Origin of the sequence: Actinobaculum massiliense (assembly GCF_001457435.1) — a bacterium.
GTDB classification, from domain to species: domain Bacteria; phylum Actinomycetota; class Actinomycetes; order Actinomycetales; family Actinomycetaceae; genus Actinobaculum; species Actinobaculum massiliense.
Genome location: NZ_LN881717.1, coordinates 878,837 through 896,777, shown reverse-complemented (window position 1 = coordinate 896,777; position 17,941 = coordinate 878,837). Strand labels below are relative to the sequence as shown.

Genomic DNA, 17,941 nt, shown 5'->3' with positions numbered 1-17,941 from the left:
CGGTAGCTGAGTCTGACGCAAAGACGGTGCGTGAACGGATTTGATGTACTTGAAATTGGTGTACATAGAAAGGGAGACCAATGGGATACCGGGTTGTATTGGTTGGCGATTCTGCTGGCTACGGATATAAAAATATGATCAAAGAGATGCTCGAGGGAGATGATCGCATTGACGAGATCATCGACGTCGGGCTGAACGACGGCGATGAGGCTGAACTCTACCCCAATCTCGCCACACACGGTGCGGAAATCATCGCGCGCGGGGATGCCGACCGCGGAATCTTCATCTGCGGAACCGGAATGGGCGTGGCGATGTCAGCCTGCAAGGTAAAGGGAATCCGCGCCTCGGTGGCCCATGATTCCTATTCGGTGGAACGTCTGGTTCTATCCAATAACGCGCAGATCCTTGCCATGGGCCAGCGCGTGATTGGGCCGGAACTCGCTAAGCGCCTCGCTTCGGAATTCTTCAATTACGAATTCGATCCGGCTTCACATTCGAAGGCGAACGTGGACGCCATCTGCGCCTACGACGGATCCTTGGAGGAGTAGCGCCATGCTATGGGTTGGAACCAGCTGGAAAATGAACGGAACGCGGGCCTTTGCCGCTGATTATGCGCAAAAGCTTCACGATGCCGATCTTGCTCCGATTGTGGAGGCGGGGATCCAGCCGTTTATCATCCCCTCCTTTACCGCGATCGATGTGGCGGCTGGGATTCTCACTGATTCGTCGCCCGTTATAGTGGGTGCGCAAAATGCGCATTGGGAGGAAAAGGGCGCGTGGACCGGCGAAGTCTCGATGGTGCAAGCTAAAGACGCCGGAGCAAAGATCATTGAGATGGGTCACTCCGAGCGCCGGCAGTACTTTGGTGAAACCGATGAGACCGTGAACCTGAAGGTGAAAGCAGCATTGCGCGAAGGCCTTATCCCGCTCGTGTGTTTCGGAGAATCTGCGGAGGTTTTCGAAGCTGGGGAGACGGTGGAGTTTATTACCTCTCAGATCGACGCGGCGCTCGACGGTGTAGTTGACACGTCACGGGTGATCCTCGCCTATGAACCGATTTGGGCAATTGGCGAGCATGGGCGTCCGCCCGAGCGCGAAGATCTGGCCCGCACATTTTCCGTGCTAGCTGACCGCTACGTGGGCCGTGTTCAGGCGATTCTCTACGGGGGATCCGTCAATCACGACAACATCAAGGACATCCTCGGAATCGAGGGCGTTGGTGGTCTATTTATTGGGCGTTCCGCGTGGACTCCGGAAGGCTACCTAAAGAATCTTGAGCTGGCGGCCGAAACTCTGCACTAAATAATCGGTCGACCTCCTTCCGGGTTCCCTTGCTATCACCGCGGGGGAACCCGGAAGTTTTATCTAGTTTTTTTAGATTGGGGCGAAACCAAATATCGCAAACGCGCGGAGGTATCTCATCATCACCGGGGGCGATTTCACCCGCTAATCGACGACGATCACCTCTGTGGCGCCCGAGTTTCGCATGTGTTGCAACGTGTGAAGCGAAGCTTCGCTAGTTGTGATAAGCGTCCATTCAGGTGGGAATGGGGACCAAAACTGCTCCACTGGTTCGCGGAATTTTGAAGCATCAGCCAGAATGAAAACCCGTTCGGCATGCTGCATCATGAGCGATTTCAAGCGAGCCTGCTCGAAGCTGAGCGAAGCAATCCCCCGTTCGGCGTTTAGATTCTGAGCTCCTAGGAAGGCGTAGTCCCCCCGTACATTCTGCAACATCTGCTCCGCGGCGGGTCCGCAAATCATGTCGGTTGTCGGATGCAGGGCTCCGCCCAAAACAATTGTTTGTACATTTGCCTGGTTAGCCAGTTCGTGCATTGGACGGATGCCGTTAGTGAAAACGGTGAGATGGAATTTATTGTCTAGAGCGATTGCTACCTGCTCCGCCGTCGTCCCTGCATCGAGAATAAGGAGCGATTCGTCACGTAAAAACCTAATTGCGCGGGAGGCTATCGCTCGTTTTTGTGAGATATGTTCGTTCTTTACCTTCGAGATCTTGGCAGTCGGGGAGCTAAAGAGATGAACGTGACCGTGGGATCTTACGACTAGATGTTCTTCTTCGAGGCTCGCCACATCTCGGCGGATAGTAGCCGCTGAAACATTGAGGAATCGCGCGAGGGCTTCGTTCTCTAAGGTCCGTTCAGGCGCTCTCTCTAAAATATTGAGGATTGCCGCGCGCCGCTCGACCACGCTTCGGTTTTGGGCTCGTCGCTCAGTTGCCATGAGATCCCTCGGGTTTTCTGCTTAGTTGGAAATGTTCCTTAACAGTATCGGCGAAAGTAAATAAAAGCGGGTACCTGGACGCTTGAGAGAGTGTCCAGGTACCCGCGCGAGGGGGCGAAGCCTGTTATGCCCGTACCGCCGGACGCTTAGCGCTCGCGGCGTTCCCTTCCGCGCAGGAGCTTAAGACCCCACTCGGCGCATACGCGAGTTGCCTCTACCATCGACCCGTGCTGCGCAACTCCCTTGCCTGCAATATCGTAGGCGGTTCCGTGATCAACAGAAGACCTCATAAAGGGCAAGCCCAAAGTGAGGGTAATAGCCTTCTCAAAGTCCAGGGTCTTGCAGGCGATATGCCCTTGATCGTGGTACAGCGAAAGAATTGCATCGTGACGACCGTCGAGTGCAAAAGCGAAGATTGAATCGCCCGGGAAGGGGCCGCGAGCATTGATTCCTTCAGACTTAGCTTGTTCGACGGCGGGTTCGATCTCCTCAATTTCCTCGCGCCCGAACATTCCATTGTCGCCATTGTGGGGGTTGAGGCCCGCGACGGCAATAGAAGGATTGTCAAAGCCAAGAACCTGCAGTTCCTTATCAATATTGCGGAGGAAATCGAGTACGTGATCCTTAGTCACATATTTCACGGCATCTTCCATGGAGACGTGCCGCGAAAGGAAGAATACCCGCAACTTGTGCACGTGGAACATGGTCAAGGCATACGGAGAATTCGTCATCTTTTCGAAAATTTCCGTTTGCCCGGGGTACTTTACGCCCGCGGCTTTCATACCCTCTTTTTGAGTAGGAGCGGTAGACACAGCGTGCAGACGGCCTTCGTTACCAAGTTCGATTGCCTTCTGTAGATACGAGTAGGCCTGGCGCTGAGCAGGAAGCTGAATCGAACCGTACTCAATCTCGGCATCGGACTCGACACCAGTATCGAGCAAATCAACGGTGCCGAATTCAAACTTCGCTTCCTCGGGTTCCGAGATTTCGTTGATCACGATTTCCTTGCCGAGGAGCTTCGCTGCCTTCTCGAGCGCCTTGCGGTTTCCGATCACGAACGGGCGAGCAATCTCGTAGATCGCGGGCGTTTCCATTGTGCCAACCACGATCTCGGGTCCCACACCAGCGGGGTCTCCCAGAGTAATGGCGGTAATTGGGCGGATATTAGTGTCAGTCATGAATGTGCCTTTCGTCGAAGAGTCTATTAACAATGTGGACGGCGGTTAGTTCGTTTCCTGTGAGTCCTCCCTTAGACACAATGGGTAGGCCGTCAAACGGCCCTCCCACAATTCTGCCTTGATCCGATTGCGCGATCACGTATCCCTCTAGAGCAATTCCCGCAACCTCATTGGCTTCGCAGGTATTGATGAGAGTGTCTCCGCCGGTGACGTATAGCCCAGCTACCCGGGCACAGTGATCCTCGAGAAGTTGCCGGGCAACCTTGCCGAGGTTCTTTGCCAGATTCCGGGACCCTTGCCCAGAAATGAGGTTTTTGCGAAGCTCCATTTCCGTGATATCAATATCGATCCCGTGAACGGTGGTGTCGAGAGTTATTACAACCACGCGTGGTTCGCCTTTCGCGTACGCTTTGGAAAGCTGCGCCCGTGCGCTCTCGATTTGTTCGTCTGCCTTGTTGTCAATCAGAGCCTCAGAGCTTGCTTGGACAACGACGGTGCCATCTACCGCGGCGAGGTTACGAAGCTGATTGCGCGTCACTTCCGTTGCCGATCCGGCCACAACGAAAACGGTGCCGTTGTCGGTTGCTAAGGAGTCGGCGCGCAATGCTGATTTCTCAGATTGGCGGGTGGTGGCGATTCCCTGGGATATGGCGTACTCGGTGGTGAAAGGACCTGGGTCTACGCAGAGAACCTTCCAACCCAATTCGGTAACTGCTGCCGCAATCAGCTGCACGTCCTCGTTCGATACTGCATCGCACAGAATGGCTCGGAAGCCATTTTCTTTGGCCTCCCGCAACCGCGCCTTGACCGCTTCCTTCGAATCTATGATTGTCTCCAATGAGATAAGCGAGAGCGGTTGGCGAAGTTGCCCGTTGAGGAGCCGTGGTAAATACGACTCGCGCACGGGATTGAGGATATCGTTTGCGACGCCGGTGCGAGAGAGCAACACCGAATCGATGAGCGAAAAACCGCCCACTACAATGTGGCGTGAGGGAGGCATAGCCGGCACAATGACTGCCGTGTATTCCTCGCCGAGAACGTCCAGCATCGCATCGATTTCGTAGCCGATTCCTCCGCGCATCGTGGTGTCTGTACGCTTAGAGAAATGTGTGCACCCTATGTCTAGAAGGGCCTGAGTCGCTTTCCGAACCCGAGTTTGTGCCTCATAGGGAGGAATCGTGCGCGAGTCGGTTGAGCGGAGCACCGCATCCGATGAATCGGGAACCTGGGAGAGATCCTCACCCACGACCACAACATTGTTTACGCCTCGCGCGGCGAGTAAAGCTGCGGTAGTTGTTGCCCCGGTCAAATCGTCTGCGACGACGGCAGATCTGACATTTCCCGTCACTGTTCTCACCTACTCGGTGTCCGCGGTAATCGCGGCTTCAACGACGCCGTCGTTCGTTTGGTTGCGTTCGCGGATGGTAAGCAGGAGAACCAGCGCGATGACCAGCACAACTACGAAGTAGCTGAATGCGACATTGTAATTTCCGCCGGTGCGGTCAAGGAGCATACCGATGATTAGCGGAGCGAAGAACCCGCCAAGGTTTCCACCGGTGTTGATGATGGAAATTGCGAAGGGATAGGTATCCGTGGTTGTCACGTTCATGGCGTAAGACGTGAACATCGGCCACCCTAGGTTGAGGCAGAAACCGGTAAGGACCAGGACGGTTGCCAGAAGAGCGGTGTTGTTCGGAACCGTGAGAACAACAACGAACATAACGGCGGTTAGGAAAGCGGTCAAGATCATGGTCGGCTTGCGACGGCCGAAGAAGATCTTGTCAGACACCCATCCGCCGCACATGGCGCCAAGTACACCTCCAGCGGGAGCGGCTGCGGCCATGAATCCCATGCCCATTGCGTCGTAGCCACGGGCGTTGAGCAGGTAAGCCGGAATCCAAGTGAGCATGCCGTACAGGACGTTATTCATGAAGAAGTAAGCGAGCATATCGCCCCAGATGTCCCAAGACTTCAGGACCTTGGCGTTGGAATCCAAGGGCGCGAAGTTCTTCATCCGGATACCCTTGTCAACGGAGGCCATCCAACGCGGTTCAACTCGAGGCTTCGCGTCAATCTTTTCCCCGGAGCGAATGTAGCGGATTTCAGCTTCATTCACCCACTTCGACTCGTGTGGGTGGCTTCGCACCAAAATGTGCCAAAGCACGGCCACCACGATGCCAAAGACTCCGAGGACCCAGAAAACGTGCCGCCATCCCCAATTGGTCGCCAGGACAACCACGATTGGCGGAATAATCATCGGGGCAACCTGGGTGGACGCAATGTAGAGACCTGTGGCGGTTCCCTTTTCTTTTGGTGGGAACCAATTATTGATCGTGGTTGTCATGCCGATCGGGGTGGGGCCTTCGCACAGTCCCAACAGGAGTCGCATGATGATCATCGCTGCTGCCGTCGTGGGATAGCCCATGAGGAATGTGATGAGGGAGAAGAGCCCGACGGCCATGGTAACCAATCGCCGAGTACCGACTTTCTCCATGAAGAGTCCGGCTGGGATCTGCGAAATGGCATAACCCAGGAAGAAGAACGAAGAGATCGCGCCAGCTTCGGTAGCTGTAATGTGGAAGTCTTCGCGGATGAACGGAAGAAGAGTGCCGATGTTGGATCTATCGGCCATGCAAACCAAGTAGGTGAAGAACACCGCGCCCATGACCACCCAACGGTAGTTAGTTGGTTTTTGAGTAGTGGCGCGTGGAGAGCTGATGCTACCCATGATGAACTCCTCAATGTGATTGAGCTTCAGTCGGCTTTGGCTGAAACGCGTCTGGGATGTTGAAGTGGATGCAAGCAACACTGCTTACATAAACGAAATGTGCCTCCAATGTAAAAAGAACGCGCAAGAAGATCAATAAAAATCCACAACTTGATCGAAATGCGCAAACTGTAATGAATTTGAGGCTCCAGTTAGGCGGTGCGGCAATCCATCCCGCACCTCGCCTACAATCGTTTCTATGAGCGAAATTCGACCCATTGCCGAGGTGGCCCGCGCGGCGGGCGTGCCTGATGAAGCTTTTATTCCTTACGGGCGCGACCGCGCGAAGGTGGATCGCGCGTGGGTGGAGTCTTCGCGATCTCGCGGCAAACTGGTGTTGGTGACCGCGCTCAACCCCACTCCTCCGGGTGAGGGGAAGACGACGACGTCGATCGGCCTGGCGGACGGCCTGCGCCGGATCGGAAAACGCGCCACGCTAGCTTTGCGCGAGCCGTCGCTGGGCCCGGTCTTCGGCATTAAGGGCGGCGCTATCGGCGGCGGGAAGGCAAGGGTCGTGCCCGCCACGCAGATCAATTTGCATTTCAACGGTGACTTCGCGGCAATTGCGGCGGCACAAAATCTGCTTGCCGCTATCGCCGAAACCGCGGCCCGCTTTGGTACGCACAATATTGATCCGAGCAGCGTGAACGTGCATCGTGCACTCGACGTCAACGACCGCACGCTGCGGCAAATCGTGACCGGCCTGGGAGGGAAAACAAACGGTATCCCGCGCGAGGCCGGGTTTGATATCACCGCCGCTTCCGAGGTGATGGCCGCCTTCTGCTTGGCGGCAGATTTGGCGGACCTGCGGCGTCGCATTGGGCAGATTGTGGTGGCAAAAAATATGGACGGCGAGCCGCTTACCGCGAACGACGTCGAAGCAACCGGCGCCATGCTGGCCCTGCTGGTGGAGGCATTTTCGCCGAATCTGGTACAGACCCTGGAAGGAACGCCCGCATTTATTCACGGTGGCCCCTTCGCCAATATCGCTCACGGGTGCAATTCGGTGATGGCTACCCGCGCGGCGCTTGCCACTGGCGAGATCGCGGTTACCGAAGCCGGCTTCGGGGCGGACCTTGGGGCGGAAAAATTCATCGATATTAAGTGCCGCCAGACCGGATTGCGGCCCGACGCCGCTGTCTGCGTCGCGACGATTCGTGCCATTAAATACCACGGCGGTATGGGGCTGGCGGATCTGGAGACCGAGGATTTGCAGGCGCTCGAACGCGGGCTTCCGAACCTTCTGCGGCATGTGCACAACATGCAGGATGTTTGGGGTCAGTCCGTAGTGGTGGCAATTAATCGCTTCGCATCGGATTCAGATGCGGAAATCGCCGCCGTGCAATCGGCTCTGGCGGAACTTGGCGTCCGGGCTATCCCAGCCAATCATTTTGAGCTGGGCGGCGAAGGCGCGATTGAGCTGGCCCGCGGCGTCGTCGACGCACTGGAAACCCCCTCGCAAACAACGTTTACCTACGAGGACGATGAGACCCTCGAAAACAAGGTAAACGCGGTGGTAAAGCGTGTTTACGGCGGAGCGGGGGCGAGCTACAAGCCCGCCGCGCGCAGGGAACTCGAGCGGTTGCAGAACGCTGGTTACGGCCGCCTTCCTGTGTGCATCGCAAAAACCCCGGCGAGTTTTACCGCCGAGGCCGGCGTGCTCGGGGCCCCGGAAGGATTCGATATTCCGGTGCGCGAGGTGCGGCTCTCCTCGGGTGGGGAATTCGTGGTGGTGATTGCCGGGTCAATTATGCTCATGCCCGGGTTGCCGAAGCATCCGTCCGCGGCTGACGTGGACGTAGACGCGGACGGAAATATCACCGGAATGCATTAAAAGCGGCGAGACCGCGTGAGCGGGTCGAGTGTGCTTTAGCGTGGACGGTCTGGAGCAACCGGGCGGGCCGGCAATGGCGGGTCCGGCCCGCACTACCCGCGCCGCCCCGCATTAGCGGAACGAAATCTGAAAATAACGCCGGTTTCCCAATGTCCTAGCTTCTGTATCGGATTCAAGTGCTAGCCTTTGTGATGGTGGAAACGCCGGGCGCGTGACGATGCGCGCCGGAAAGCTAAAACTGAATTTCGCAAAGGCAATAATGAAGTTGCCAGACGTGGAGGCGGGAATGACGAAATACGTTTACTCCTTTACCGAGGGTAATAAGGACATGAAGGACCTGCTCGGCGGTAAGGGTGCGAACCTGGCGGAAATGGTGGGAATGGGGATGCCCGTCCCTCCGGGTTTCACAATTACTACGGAAGCGTGCCGCTACTACTTGGAAAACGGTCTGGAGCCCGATGAGCTCGCGGATCAGGTCACCGAAAACTTGGCCGTCGTCGAAAAGGAAATGGGCAAGAAGCTGGGCGATCCGGATGATCCGCTCCTGCTTTCGGTGCGTTCGGGCGCAAAGTTCTCCATGCCGGGCATGATGGACACCGTGCTCAACATTGGTCTGACGGACGAGTCCGTGCAGGGCCTAGCCAAGCAGTCGGGCGATGAGCGTTTCGCGTGGGATTCCTACCGCCGCCTCATTCAGATGTTCGGCAAGACGGTGCTTGATATCGACGGCGATCTTTTCGCTGAGGCAGTCACGGATTTGCAGCAGGCGCACGGATACTCCGGCGACCTCGATATGACCACCAATGATCTGCGCGAACTCACCTCGATCTTCAAGGGCATCGTGCGGCGTACCACCGGGCGTAACTTCCCGCAGAATCCGCGCTCGCAGATGAACCTGGCGATTACCGCGGTGTTCCGGTCCTGGAATACCGAGCGCGCCACGATCTACCGCCGTCGCGAGCACATTCCGGATGATCTGGGAACCGCCGTCAACATCCAGACCATGGTCTTCGGAAACCTGGGTGAAACCTCCGCCACCGGCGTGTGCTTCACCCGCGACCCTTCCACCGGCCACTCGGGCGTCTACGGCGACTTCCTCCCCAACGCCCAGGGCGAGGACGTTGTTGCGGGTATCCGCAACACGCACCCGCTCTCGGATCTGGAAAACTTCGACAAGCCGGCGTACGACCAGCTCGTCGGCATTATGCGTGAGCTTGAACAGCACTATAAGGATCTGTGCGATATCGAGTTCACCATCCAGGAGGGCAAGCTGTGGATGCTGCAGACCCGCGTCGGCAAGCGCACCCCGGCCGCGGCCTTCCGCGTGGCGGTGCAGCTGGTTGAAGAAGGCTTGATCGACAAGAAGGAATCGATTACCCGCGTAACCGGCGCTCAGCTCACCTCGCTCCTCTTCCCGCAGTTCAAGCGGGAAGGCATCGCGGCTCCGATCTGCATTGGCACCCCGGCCTCCCCAGGTGCGGCCGTGGGCAAGATCGTTTTCGATAACGCCTCTGCCTCCAAGCACGCTGCTGAGGGCGAGAGCGTCATCCTGGTTCGCCGTGAAACCAACCCGGACGATCTTGAGGGCATGGTTGCCGCGCAGGGCGTGTTGACCGCTCGCGGTGGAAAGACGTCCCACGCGGCCGTAGTGGCCCGCGGCATGGGGCGCACCGCCGTCGTCGGCGCGGAAGACCTCGTGATCAACGAGGCCTCCGGAACCGTCTTCATCAAGTCGAAGCACCGCACGCTCCACGAGGGCGACCTCATCTCCATCGACGGCACCACCGGCGAAGTGTTTGAGGGCGCGGTACCGGTGGAGGATTCCCCGGTGATGGTTTACGTTTCTTCCGGTTTGGAGGCCGGCCTCGCCGCCGCCACCGACGACGACGCTCGCGACTTGGTCAACGCCGTCCACAAGATCCTCACGGAATCGGACGAGGTTGCGCGCATGAAGGTGCGTGCAAATGCCGATACCCCGGAGGACGCGGCCAAGGCCCGCGCCATGGGCGCCACCGGTATCGGTCTGGTGCGTACCGAACATATGTTCCTCGGTGACCGCCGCGAGCTGGTTGAGCACGTGATTCTGGCCGAGGACGACGAAGAGCGCGCGGCGGCTCTGGCCACCCTGCGCCCGCTCCAGAAGTCGGACTTCCTGGGGATTTTCGAGGCGATGGACGGCCTGCCCGTGGTGGTGCGTCTGATTGACCCGCCGCTGCACGAGTTCCTCCCGGATCTGACGAAACTCTCGGTGGAAATCGCGGTGGCGGATGCGAAGGGCGAAAAGGTATCCGAGCGGCGCCGCCAGCTCTTGGCAGCCGCGGAGGAGCGCCACGAAGCAAACCCGATGCTGGGCCTGCGCGGCGTGCGCCTCTCCATTGAAATCCCGGGCTTTGTGGAAACTCAGGTGCGAGCGGTGGCGGAAGCTGCGGCCGAGCTACGCGCCAAGGGCCTCAACCCGCATCCGGAAGTGATGATCCCGCTGGTCGGTTCCGAGAAGGAACTCCAGATCGTGGCCGATCAGGCACGCGAGGTTATTGCGGATGTGGAGAAGGAAAATAAGCTGGCCGCCGGCGAGCTGGGAATCTCGGTCGGCACCATGATCGAGCTCCCGCGCGCGGCCATCGTGGCGGACAAGATCGCGAAGGACGCGCAGTTCTTCAGCTTCGGCACCAACGATCTGACCCAGACCACGCTCGGCTTCTCGCGTGACGACGTCGAACACGAGTTCATCCCGCTCTATATCACCAAGGGCATCTTCCAAGAGTCGCCCTTCGGCACCATCGATCAGGAAGGTGTTGGCGAGCTGGTTCGCATCGGTGTGGAGCGCGGCCACAAGGGTCGCCCGGATATCGTGACCGGCGTTTGCGGTGAGCATGGCGGTGATCCGCAGTCGATCCACTTCTTTGAAGCCTGCGGTGTGGACTACGTATCCTGCTCGCCGTTCCGCGTTCCGATCGCCCGTCTGGAGGTCGGCCGCGCCACGGTCCGCAACGAGTCCTCACTCGCTGAGCACGGAGCGGCTGGAGCGACCGCCTAGGGCGGAGCTCAAGCCGAGGTAGGTCAAAACTTCGGTCTAGGTTTCAATCCTGAATACAACAGCCGGGGAGCCCGCATTTGCGGACTCCCCGGTTAGTTTTTGCGCGGAAATTTGGATAACTACGGTGTACCTCATACGGTTGGGGGAGCGCTATTTTCAGGTAGGCACCATAGAATGGCAATCAGGGTTACACGGGTACTCGCGGAAGGGCGGCTATGGCGGTTTTTTCTCTGGAAAATGGCGATCTGAGGCCTGCCGCCCCGCATCAAGATATTCCCCGCGAACTGGCTGAAACCATCCTTCGCTCGCTCCGGGAAAATGCCACAGACATTATCCGCACACCGCTTTTTCCGGTCGCGTGGGTATCTGAGCCTGATACCCCCGGTCCCGATATCTCCGCCCGTGATGCCTCCGAGAAGCGTTCGCCCCGTCGCGGGCGGCGCCGCCATTTTGGCCGCGAAGCGGAAACCGAGGCTCGCCCCGCCGCAAAGAGCACGCTCGTGGGGCTCGATGCGGCTGGGAAAGTCTGCACCGTCGCCGTACTTGCAGATCTTTCCGCGGTTTCTTTAATGGAGGCCTTGACCGCGTCGGGTCGGCACAGCCGCTTCGACCGGCAGGAAATCCTGCGGCTCTACTCGGGAACCGAAACTGATTTCACTCGCGAATGGGACGCGTTCCGCGCCATGAATCCGCCTGTGGCCCAGGCGGGGCCGCGGCTGACCGTGATCACGCTTAATGTTGCTCCGAACGCGCGCAACGCGGTGACGGCCCTGGCTGGCGGCGGAGTGAGCGTGCTTCACGCATCCGTTTTTGAATCCGCGGGTTCAACGCTTCTGAGCGTCGAAGAAATTAATGACCTGGCGTCGCGCGGGGCCCTGACCGCTCCAGCGCCCGTCCGCGCGGTCAGCGGACCGAAGGCTGATGCGCCCCACGGGGCGACGCCGCCGTACGCGGCTCAGCCTCCGCGCGCGGCTCAGTCCCCGCACGATGTCTCGAAGCGGCACCCTGAATCGGCCGCGCACGCGCCTGCGCATCGCGGCCCGGCCGGCCACCACGCTCCAGCTTCGCAGAGCACTTCCGCTTCGCAGGGCGCCCCGGCGGCCCAGAATGTTCCGGAGCCGCAAAAAACCCCGGCGGCCCAGAATGTTCCGGAGCCGCAAAAAAACCCGGCGGTACCTAGCACCTCGACCCCGCTGAGCTCCCCGGCGGCCCCGATCCGGAACTCTGCCGCAAAAGCGCCCGTTCCGAACAAGCCGGACGTAGCGAATAAGGCCGAAGCTCCTAGCTCTCCGGCAGGGGAGAAGCCAAAGGCCCAGCAGGCGCGCGGGGCGGATAGTATTTCGCCGTCGCGCACCAAGCGGCGCGCGGGCCACGCGGCACTGGCCGAAGGGCCGATAGCGGCGGAATTTGGAATTTTCACCCCGGTTTCGAAGCGGAACGCGAGCGATCCCACCTCAATTGCGCGGTTGGCGCAGATTGCCCGTTCAGGCCCGGTGGAAGTGCGCTGGGTGTTCCGCCGGCGCGGAGTTGACGCTCGTGGACGGGTGGAATGGCCGGGCGTGCTACGCGTCGAGGGCCACGGAAACTTTACCGACCCCACCGCGGCTGCCGAGGTAATTGGCGGAGTTGAGAACGCCAATGGCTGGGAGCTGTGGCGCACCATTGACGGGCGCCGCCTCGGCGATCTTTAGTTCAACCCATGCTTTCCCGCGATTCGCGGTGCTCGAACCACAGCGGGCAGGCATAAGCGCTCACGAAGCGCTCGATCTCGGTGAAGGCGCGCTCGCGGACGGGAGCGCGGGACATGGTGACGTCGTGAATCGCGGCATCGAGCTTGGCAATGGTGACATGGCTACCCAAGAAAGGCGCGCGTTGCCACATTTGCTGGACGTCAAGCACGATATCCGCCGCGCGCATTTCCTCGCTCCAATTGGCTGAAAAAATCGTGCGAGCCGAGGTAAGCATAAGAATTGGCGCATCAATCGATAGACCCGCGGCAACTCGCTGTTGGGCATCGAGTACCGCGCGCAGCCAGCCGCCGCGAACTGGGAATGGGTTGCTCACGCGCTGATCGAAGTCTGGGATCCAACCGCCGTTCCAGAAGGGATCGTGCGGGTCCAGGGCTCCCGGCGGGAAGCGCATTCCCGCCGGAGCCCAAGCGGTGGTGGTGCGCGAATAAAAGTCGGCCTCCGGGAGGGGAATGGGTTGCTTAGGGGCGTAGCGGCGCAGGACTTCAGAAATGGGCGCCGCCACCGCACGCACCACTCCATTGCCCTGCAGATCCAGCCAGGGAGAATTGAGCACCAGGCCAGCGAAGGTTCCCGGCCGCGCGTTGGCGTAAAGGCAGGCGGTCAGGCCGCCGGTGGAGTGACCGTACAGAATAAGAGGCACATCAATCTCTGCGCGTAGCGCCGCGACCGCGGCGTCAAGATCTTCAAAGTAGGTGCGAATATCGGTGATATAGCCGGGAGTTTGCCGCTCGCGATCCAGGCTTCGGCCGTATTTGCGCAGGTCAATAGCGTAAAAAGCGCCACCCATCCGCTCAATCGCCTGCGCCAGGGCCACCTGGATAAAAGAATCGTTCCAGCCGTGCACGGCGAGGAAGGCAAATTTCGGGGCCGAAGGTGCCGGCTTCTTGCGGATGAGGGTTGCCCGCACGGGACCTTCGTCATCTTCGCCTAGATCAAGCGGTGCCTGTTCATACTCGTCGCCCAGAGGATCGGGGCTCCATTCCGCTGTTTCCATGGGCCAATTCTTGCAGAAGTGGCGTGTTTTAGCGAAAGCCGGAGCGGCGTCATCGCCGAAAAAACTTGAAAAAGGTGGGGTTGCTGAGGAAAATGTGACAAACGAGTAAAGATAAAAAGGTGAGTGTTTTGGAAAAAATGTTCCTTTTTTTACAAATGTGGGGTAGCTTCATAGCAGTTGCGTCACGGACGTCAAGGCGACACGCCGTCCGTGACACCGTCGTCAGGGCACTGTTCTAGTCGGTGCTCACTTTTTATGGAGGCGCCGTGCAGTTGCGTAAAGGGAAGCTCATAGGAGCCGCGGTTTCAGCGGCTTTGGTTGTGTCTCTTGTTCCGTCCGCTTACGCGGAGAACGGTCCGCGAGGGGTGGACGATCGCGACGTCGCTGCCGCCAAGGCCGCAGAGGATGAAACCTCGAATTCTATTGCTGGCCTGGAATCTAAGCTTTCGCAGCTCGGCGCCGAAGCCGAGTCGGCGCGCACCGACGTGGCGAAGAAGCAGGCGGAGGCCACGCTGGCGCAGCAGGATCTCGCGGCGTCGATTACCGAAGCGATGGACGCGCAGGATCAGGCCAATATTGCCCAGGCGCAGGCCGATGAGGCGCTCGACGATCTCGGCCAGATTTCTTCCGCCATGTATCGCGATGGCTCGACTAGCCTCGGCGGTGCGACGGCGTTGCTGGGTGCTGATTCACTCAAAGATGCAGCGGACCGCGAGCGCGCTTTCAACGTGCTAGGCCAGCAGACGGATAGCAAGCTCCAGACGTTCCAGGCCTCGCGCGATATCGCGAAGACTCTGCAGGGAGATGCGGACGCGAAGGCGCAGGCGCAGGCCGAAGCGGCAGCGGTGGCGGAGTCCACCCTCGATGACGCGCAGAGCGCGGCCGCCAATCTCGATTCGACGATTTCGGGCATTGAAGATGAGCGCGAGGAGCTCTTCACCCGCTTGGCTGCCCAGAAGGGTACGACGGCGGAGCTCGAACGCCAGCAGCAAGAAGGGAAGGAAGCTGCGGCCCGCCAGGCGGCGGAAGCTGAACGGCAGCGGATCCTGCAGGAAGCAGAGGCGAAGGCCAAGGCTGAGGCGGAAGCACAGGCTCGGGCAGAAGCTAATGCGCAGGCTCGGGCTCAGCGCGAGGAACAGGCGCGCCAGGCGGCAGCGGAGAAGGCGGCACGCGAACAGCGCCAGCAAGAGTCTCCCGCTCCCGGCCGCACCACGCCTGCCCCGGCGCCCGCACCTGCTCCGGCTCCTGCACCTGCACCGGCCCCCGCTCCTGCACCCAAGCCCACTCCGGCTCCGGCCCCCGCTCCTGCACCCAAGCCGACTCCGGCCCCGAAGCCGGCGGCGTCCTCGAGTGCTTTGCGCCAGCAGGTCGTGGCATTCGCGCGGCAGTTCGACGGCAAGGTTCCTTACGTGTGGGGCCAGGCTTCTCCGGAAACCGGTTGGGACTGCGTGGGCTTCACGTACTACGTTTTTAAGCAGTTCGGTTACACCACCCCGCGCCGCACCGGCCAGTCGGTGGGCCAGTTCTGGAGCGGCTACAAGCAGGTTCCCGCCTCCCAGGCACAGCCGGGAGATTTGCTGTGGTGGCCCGGGCACGTGGGGCTGTACACCGGCAACGGAATGCATATCGCGGCCTGGAATCCCTCGATGGGAACGCAGGAGCGCGCGGTCTGGGGTAATCCGGTTTACCTGCGGGTTTTGCCCTAAAAGTCGTTTCCCGCCGGCTGGGCACGGCCGGTAGGACTTTACGCGGTCAGGGGCGCCGGCGCACGAGGGCAGGCGCTGAATGCTGAAAGCTTCGAGCAAACCGCGAGGGGTCTGAATCGCCAAGCGATTCAGACCCCACTTTTATGCACTAAATTATTGGCGTACTTCGGGCCGGGCCGCAAAGCCCAGCCCGCCGGGCTGGCGATTCCCGGAGCGCCCGCTCGGGAGCCGCAACCGTGCTAGCTCTCGCCAGACGCCCGCGCGCTAAGCTAGTTCTTGGCCTTGGCGTTGCGCTTCTTGCCGAGCTCGGTGGTGTAGTAACCGGCCTCCTTAGCGCGATCGTAAGAGGCTTGGATTTCCTCTTCAGCGGATTCGCGGCCCACCCAGTGCGCGCCCTCCACGGACTTGCCGGGCTCAAGGTCCTTGTAAACCTCGAAGAAGTGCTGGATTTCGAGGCGATGGAATTCGGAGACATCCTCGATCTCTGTACGCCAGGAGGCGCGCTGATCGGTGGCGGGCACGCAGAGCACCTTATCGTCGCCGCCCTTTTCGTCGCGCATACGGAACATCCCGAGGGCGCGGCAACGAATGACGCACCCGGGGAAGGTCGGTTCTTCAAGCAAAACCAGAGCGTCCAGCGGATCGCCGTCCTCGCCGAGCGTGTCGTCGATGAATCCATAATCATCGGGATAGCGAGTCGAAGTGAAGAGCATCCGGTCCAGGCGGATGCGCCCGTCCTCGTGGTCCACCTCGTACTTATTACGGTTTCCTCGCGGAATCTCGATGGTCACATCAAATTCCATCATGCTGGTATGCCTCCTTGGTTCGCGTGTGCATGCGCCCTAAGTCCTATTATTGCCCTCTTTGGCTTCGTCACACCATTATGGCCGTTCGCGTGCCGCTTTTCATCCGTTCGGGCACAACGATTCCTCAGCGCGCCGGCGCAGCCGCTTTGTTCGCCGGCTCGGCCGTGCGAGAATGACCGGGTGCGTGGGAAGAGATTTATTGCCTTGGCGGCGGTGTTTACCTTAGCCGGAGGCTATGCGGTTGCGGATGCGGCGGATGTACTTCCCGGTCCGCTCGATTTTGCGCCCGCTGTCTACCCCGCGCCCTATCCGGTGCCGAGCGCCATCGCTCCCGCCCACTCGCCGCTTCCCGCGCGCCCCGCCGCACCGCTTCCTTCTGCTGCCGAGGTGTCCGAGCTTGCCCGCGCCCTCGCGGAGGATCCGCGCACGGGTGGCGAGGTTTCCGTGCTCGTGCGCGATGTGGAAACCAAGCAGGTCCTCGCCTCGATTGCCCCGGATCAGCCGCGCGTTCCGGCGTCAAACCAAAAACTTCTTACCGCGGTGAGCGCGCTTCACGTGCTGGGTGGTGATCGTCGTTTCCCGACGACGGCGCAGCTCTCGGGCAATACGCTCTACCTCGTCGGCGGGGGAGATAACCTTCTGGCGCCCGATGCCGGCGACCCGCATTCGGCCCTGGGGCACGCCGGGCTGGGTGATCTAGCAGACCAAGTGGCGGCATCCTTACGCGAGCGCGGGATTGTGGGGGTGGATCTGCGCGCTGATGCCACTCTGTTTTCCGGGCCCGCCTACGAGCCGTCAATGAATGAGGCGAAGCGGCACTACATTATGGAGATGGCGCCGCTGGGGGTGCTTGCCTCGCGCGATACAGATAAAGGTGGCTATCATCCCGATCCGGCCGGCTACGCGGCCGAAGTTTTTGCGCAGCGCCTGCGCGAACGCGGCATTGAGGTGGCCTCGGTTGCGCCGGGGGCGCTCGGCGGCGCGGAAAGTGCTGAGGTGGGCCGAGTTGAATCCGGAACCGTGCGTCAGCTCCTCGAATACATGCTCACGGTTTCTGATAACACCACCGCGCAAACCCTCGGGCACCTGCTGGCTCTAGAAAGCGGGGAACAGGCGAACTTCGAGGGGGCGGCGAAGGCCACCCGAAAAGCGCTAGAAGAACTCGGATACCCGCTCCAGGGCGTGAACCTGGTGGATAATTCGGGACTCTCGGATGACAACAAGGTCACCGCCGCACTGCAAATCGCAATTGTGCATGACGTCGCCACTCTGGCGAATCCAGACTACGGGGCAATTGGCGCGGGTTTGCCGGTCTCCGGCCTCAATGGCACGCTCGATAAGCGGCTGGGTGGGGACACGGCCGGGAAGATCCGCGGGAAAACCGGAACGCTGGCCAATACGGTTTCCCTCTCCGGAGTGCTGACGACGCACTCGGGCCGCGTGCTCGAATTCTGCGTTCTTATTAATGGCCTGGAGGACGGCAGTGCCTTTGAGGCGCGTGCCGCCGAGGATGAGTTCCTCAGCCAACTTGTGGCCGCGAATTAGCTACCGCCCGGCGCCGCGTAAGGTTGTCTGAAGATAGAGGCGCCTGCCGAATTGGGAAACGCGAAAGCCCTTGGGACTCGAA

The 17,941-nt window shown here is 60.0% G+C and carries 13 protein-coding genes; 7 read left to right on the top strand and 6 right to left on the bottom strand.

From position 1 onward, the window contains the following. Positions 1 to 80: 80 nt before the first annotated feature. Complete coding sequence (locus BN2664_RS05800) at positions 81 to 548, top strand: ribose-5-phosphate isomerase (RefSeq protein WP_007001138.1); 468 nt, start codon at positions 81 to 83, stop codon at positions 546 to 548. Between the two features lie 4 nt (positions 549 to 552). Next, complete coding sequence (locus tag BN2664_RS05795) at positions 553 to 1,302, top strand: triose-phosphate isomerase (RefSeq protein WP_007001139.1); 750 nt, start codon at positions 553 to 555, stop codon at positions 1,300 to 1,302. 144 nt (positions 1,303 to 1,446) lie between these two features. Here the strand turns inward: BN2664_RS05795 and BN2664_RS05790 are convergent, their stop codons facing one another. The 4 genes from BN2664_RS05790 to BN2664_RS05775 all read right to left on the bottom strand — a co-directional run bounded on the left by BN2664_RS05790 (position 1,447) and on the right by BN2664_RS05775 (position 6,147). Next, positions 1,447 to 2,241, bottom strand: coding sequence for a DeoR/GlpR family DNA-binding transcription regulator (locus BN2664_RS05790; RefSeq protein ID WP_007001140.1), 795 nt, complete (start codon positions 2,239 to 2,241; stop codon positions 1,447 to 1,449). Positions 2,242 to 2,387: 146 nt separating this feature from the next. After that, positions 2,388 to 3,419, bottom strand: a complete 1,032-nt coding sequence (pdxA, locus tag BN2664_RS05785; protein ID WP_007001141.1) for a 4-hydroxythreonine-4-phosphate dehydrogenase PdxA — start codon at positions 3,417 to 3,419, stop codon at positions 2,388 to 2,390. Continuing rightward, positions 3,412 to 4,767: a four-carbon acid sugar kinase family protein gene (locus BN2664_RS05780; RefSeq protein ID WP_007001142.1), complete on the bottom strand. Its 1,356-nt coding sequence runs from the start codon at positions 4,765 to 4,767 to the stop codon at positions 3,412 to 3,414. Before BN2664_RS05780 ends, pdxA begins: the two co-directional genes overlap by 8 nt. A 9-nt stretch (positions 4,768 to 4,776) precedes the next feature. Further along, the gene (locus BN2664_RS05775; protein ID WP_007001143.1) at positions 4,777 to 6,147 is read right to left on the bottom strand and encodes an MFS transporter; all 1,371 of its coding nucleotides are present in this window, start codon (positions 6,145 to 6,147) and stop codon (positions 4,777 to 4,779) included. A 238-nt stretch (positions 6,148 to 6,385) separates the two neighbouring features. Between BN2664_RS05775 and BN2664_RS05770 the strand changes: the two genes are divergently transcribed. The 3 genes from BN2664_RS05770 to BN2664_RS05760 all read left to right on the top strand — a co-directional run bounded on the left by BN2664_RS05770 (position 6,386) and on the right by BN2664_RS05760 (position 12,748). Beyond that, on the top strand, positions 6,386 to 8,020 hold the full coding sequence (locus BN2664_RS05770; protein WP_007001144.1) for a formate--tetrahydrofolate ligase: 1,635 nt from the start codon (positions 6,386 to 6,388) through the stop codon (positions 8,018 to 8,020). A gap of 286 nt (positions 8,021 to 8,306) precedes the next feature. Next, positions 8,307 to 11,057, top strand: coding sequence for a pyruvate, phosphate dikinase (ppdK, locus tag BN2664_RS05765; RefSeq protein ID WP_007001145.1), 2,751 nt, complete (start codon positions 8,307 to 8,309; stop codon positions 11,055 to 11,057). A gap of 215 nt (positions 11,058 to 11,272) precedes the next feature. Beyond that, complete coding sequence (locus tag BN2664_RS05760; protein WP_007001146.1) at positions 11,273 to 12,748, top strand: DUF4357 domain-containing protein; 1,476 nt, start codon at positions 11,273 to 11,275, stop codon at positions 12,746 to 12,748. 1 nt (position 12,749) lies between these two features. On the opposite strand, the gene BN2664_RS05755 is transcribed toward BN2664_RS05760, so the two are convergent. Continuing rightward, positions 12,750 to 13,802, bottom strand: a complete 1,053-nt coding sequence (locus BN2664_RS05755; RefSeq protein WP_007001147.1) for an alpha/beta hydrolase — start codon at positions 13,800 to 13,802, stop codon at positions 12,750 to 12,752. A gap of 266 nt (positions 13,803 to 14,068) precedes the next feature. Between BN2664_RS05755 and BN2664_RS05750 the strand changes: the two genes are divergently transcribed. Next, positions 14,069 to 15,508 (top strand): C40 family peptidase, encoded by a 1,440-nt coding sequence (locus BN2664_RS05750; RefSeq protein ID WP_007001148.1) that lies wholly within the window; start codon positions 14,069 to 14,071, stop codon positions 15,506 to 15,508. Positions 15,509 to 15,777: 269 nt separating this feature from the next. Here the strand turns inward: BN2664_RS05750 and BN2664_RS05745 are convergent, their stop codons facing one another. After that, complete coding sequence (locus BN2664_RS05745; RefSeq protein ID WP_051014171.1) at positions 15,778 to 16,311, bottom strand: inorganic diphosphatase; 534 nt, start codon at positions 16,309 to 16,311, stop codon at positions 15,778 to 15,780. A gap of 183 nt (positions 16,312 to 16,494) precedes the next feature. Between BN2664_RS05745 and dacB the strand changes: the two genes are divergently transcribed. Continuing rightward, positions 16,495 to 17,859 (top strand): D-alanyl-D-alanine carboxypeptidase/D-alanyl-D-alanine endopeptidase, encoded by a 1,365-nt coding sequence (gene dacB / locus BN2664_RS05740; protein WP_007001150.1) that lies wholly within the window; start codon positions 16,495 to 16,497, stop codon positions 17,857 to 17,859. The last annotated feature ends 82 nt before the right edge of the window (positions 17,860 to 17,941 follow it).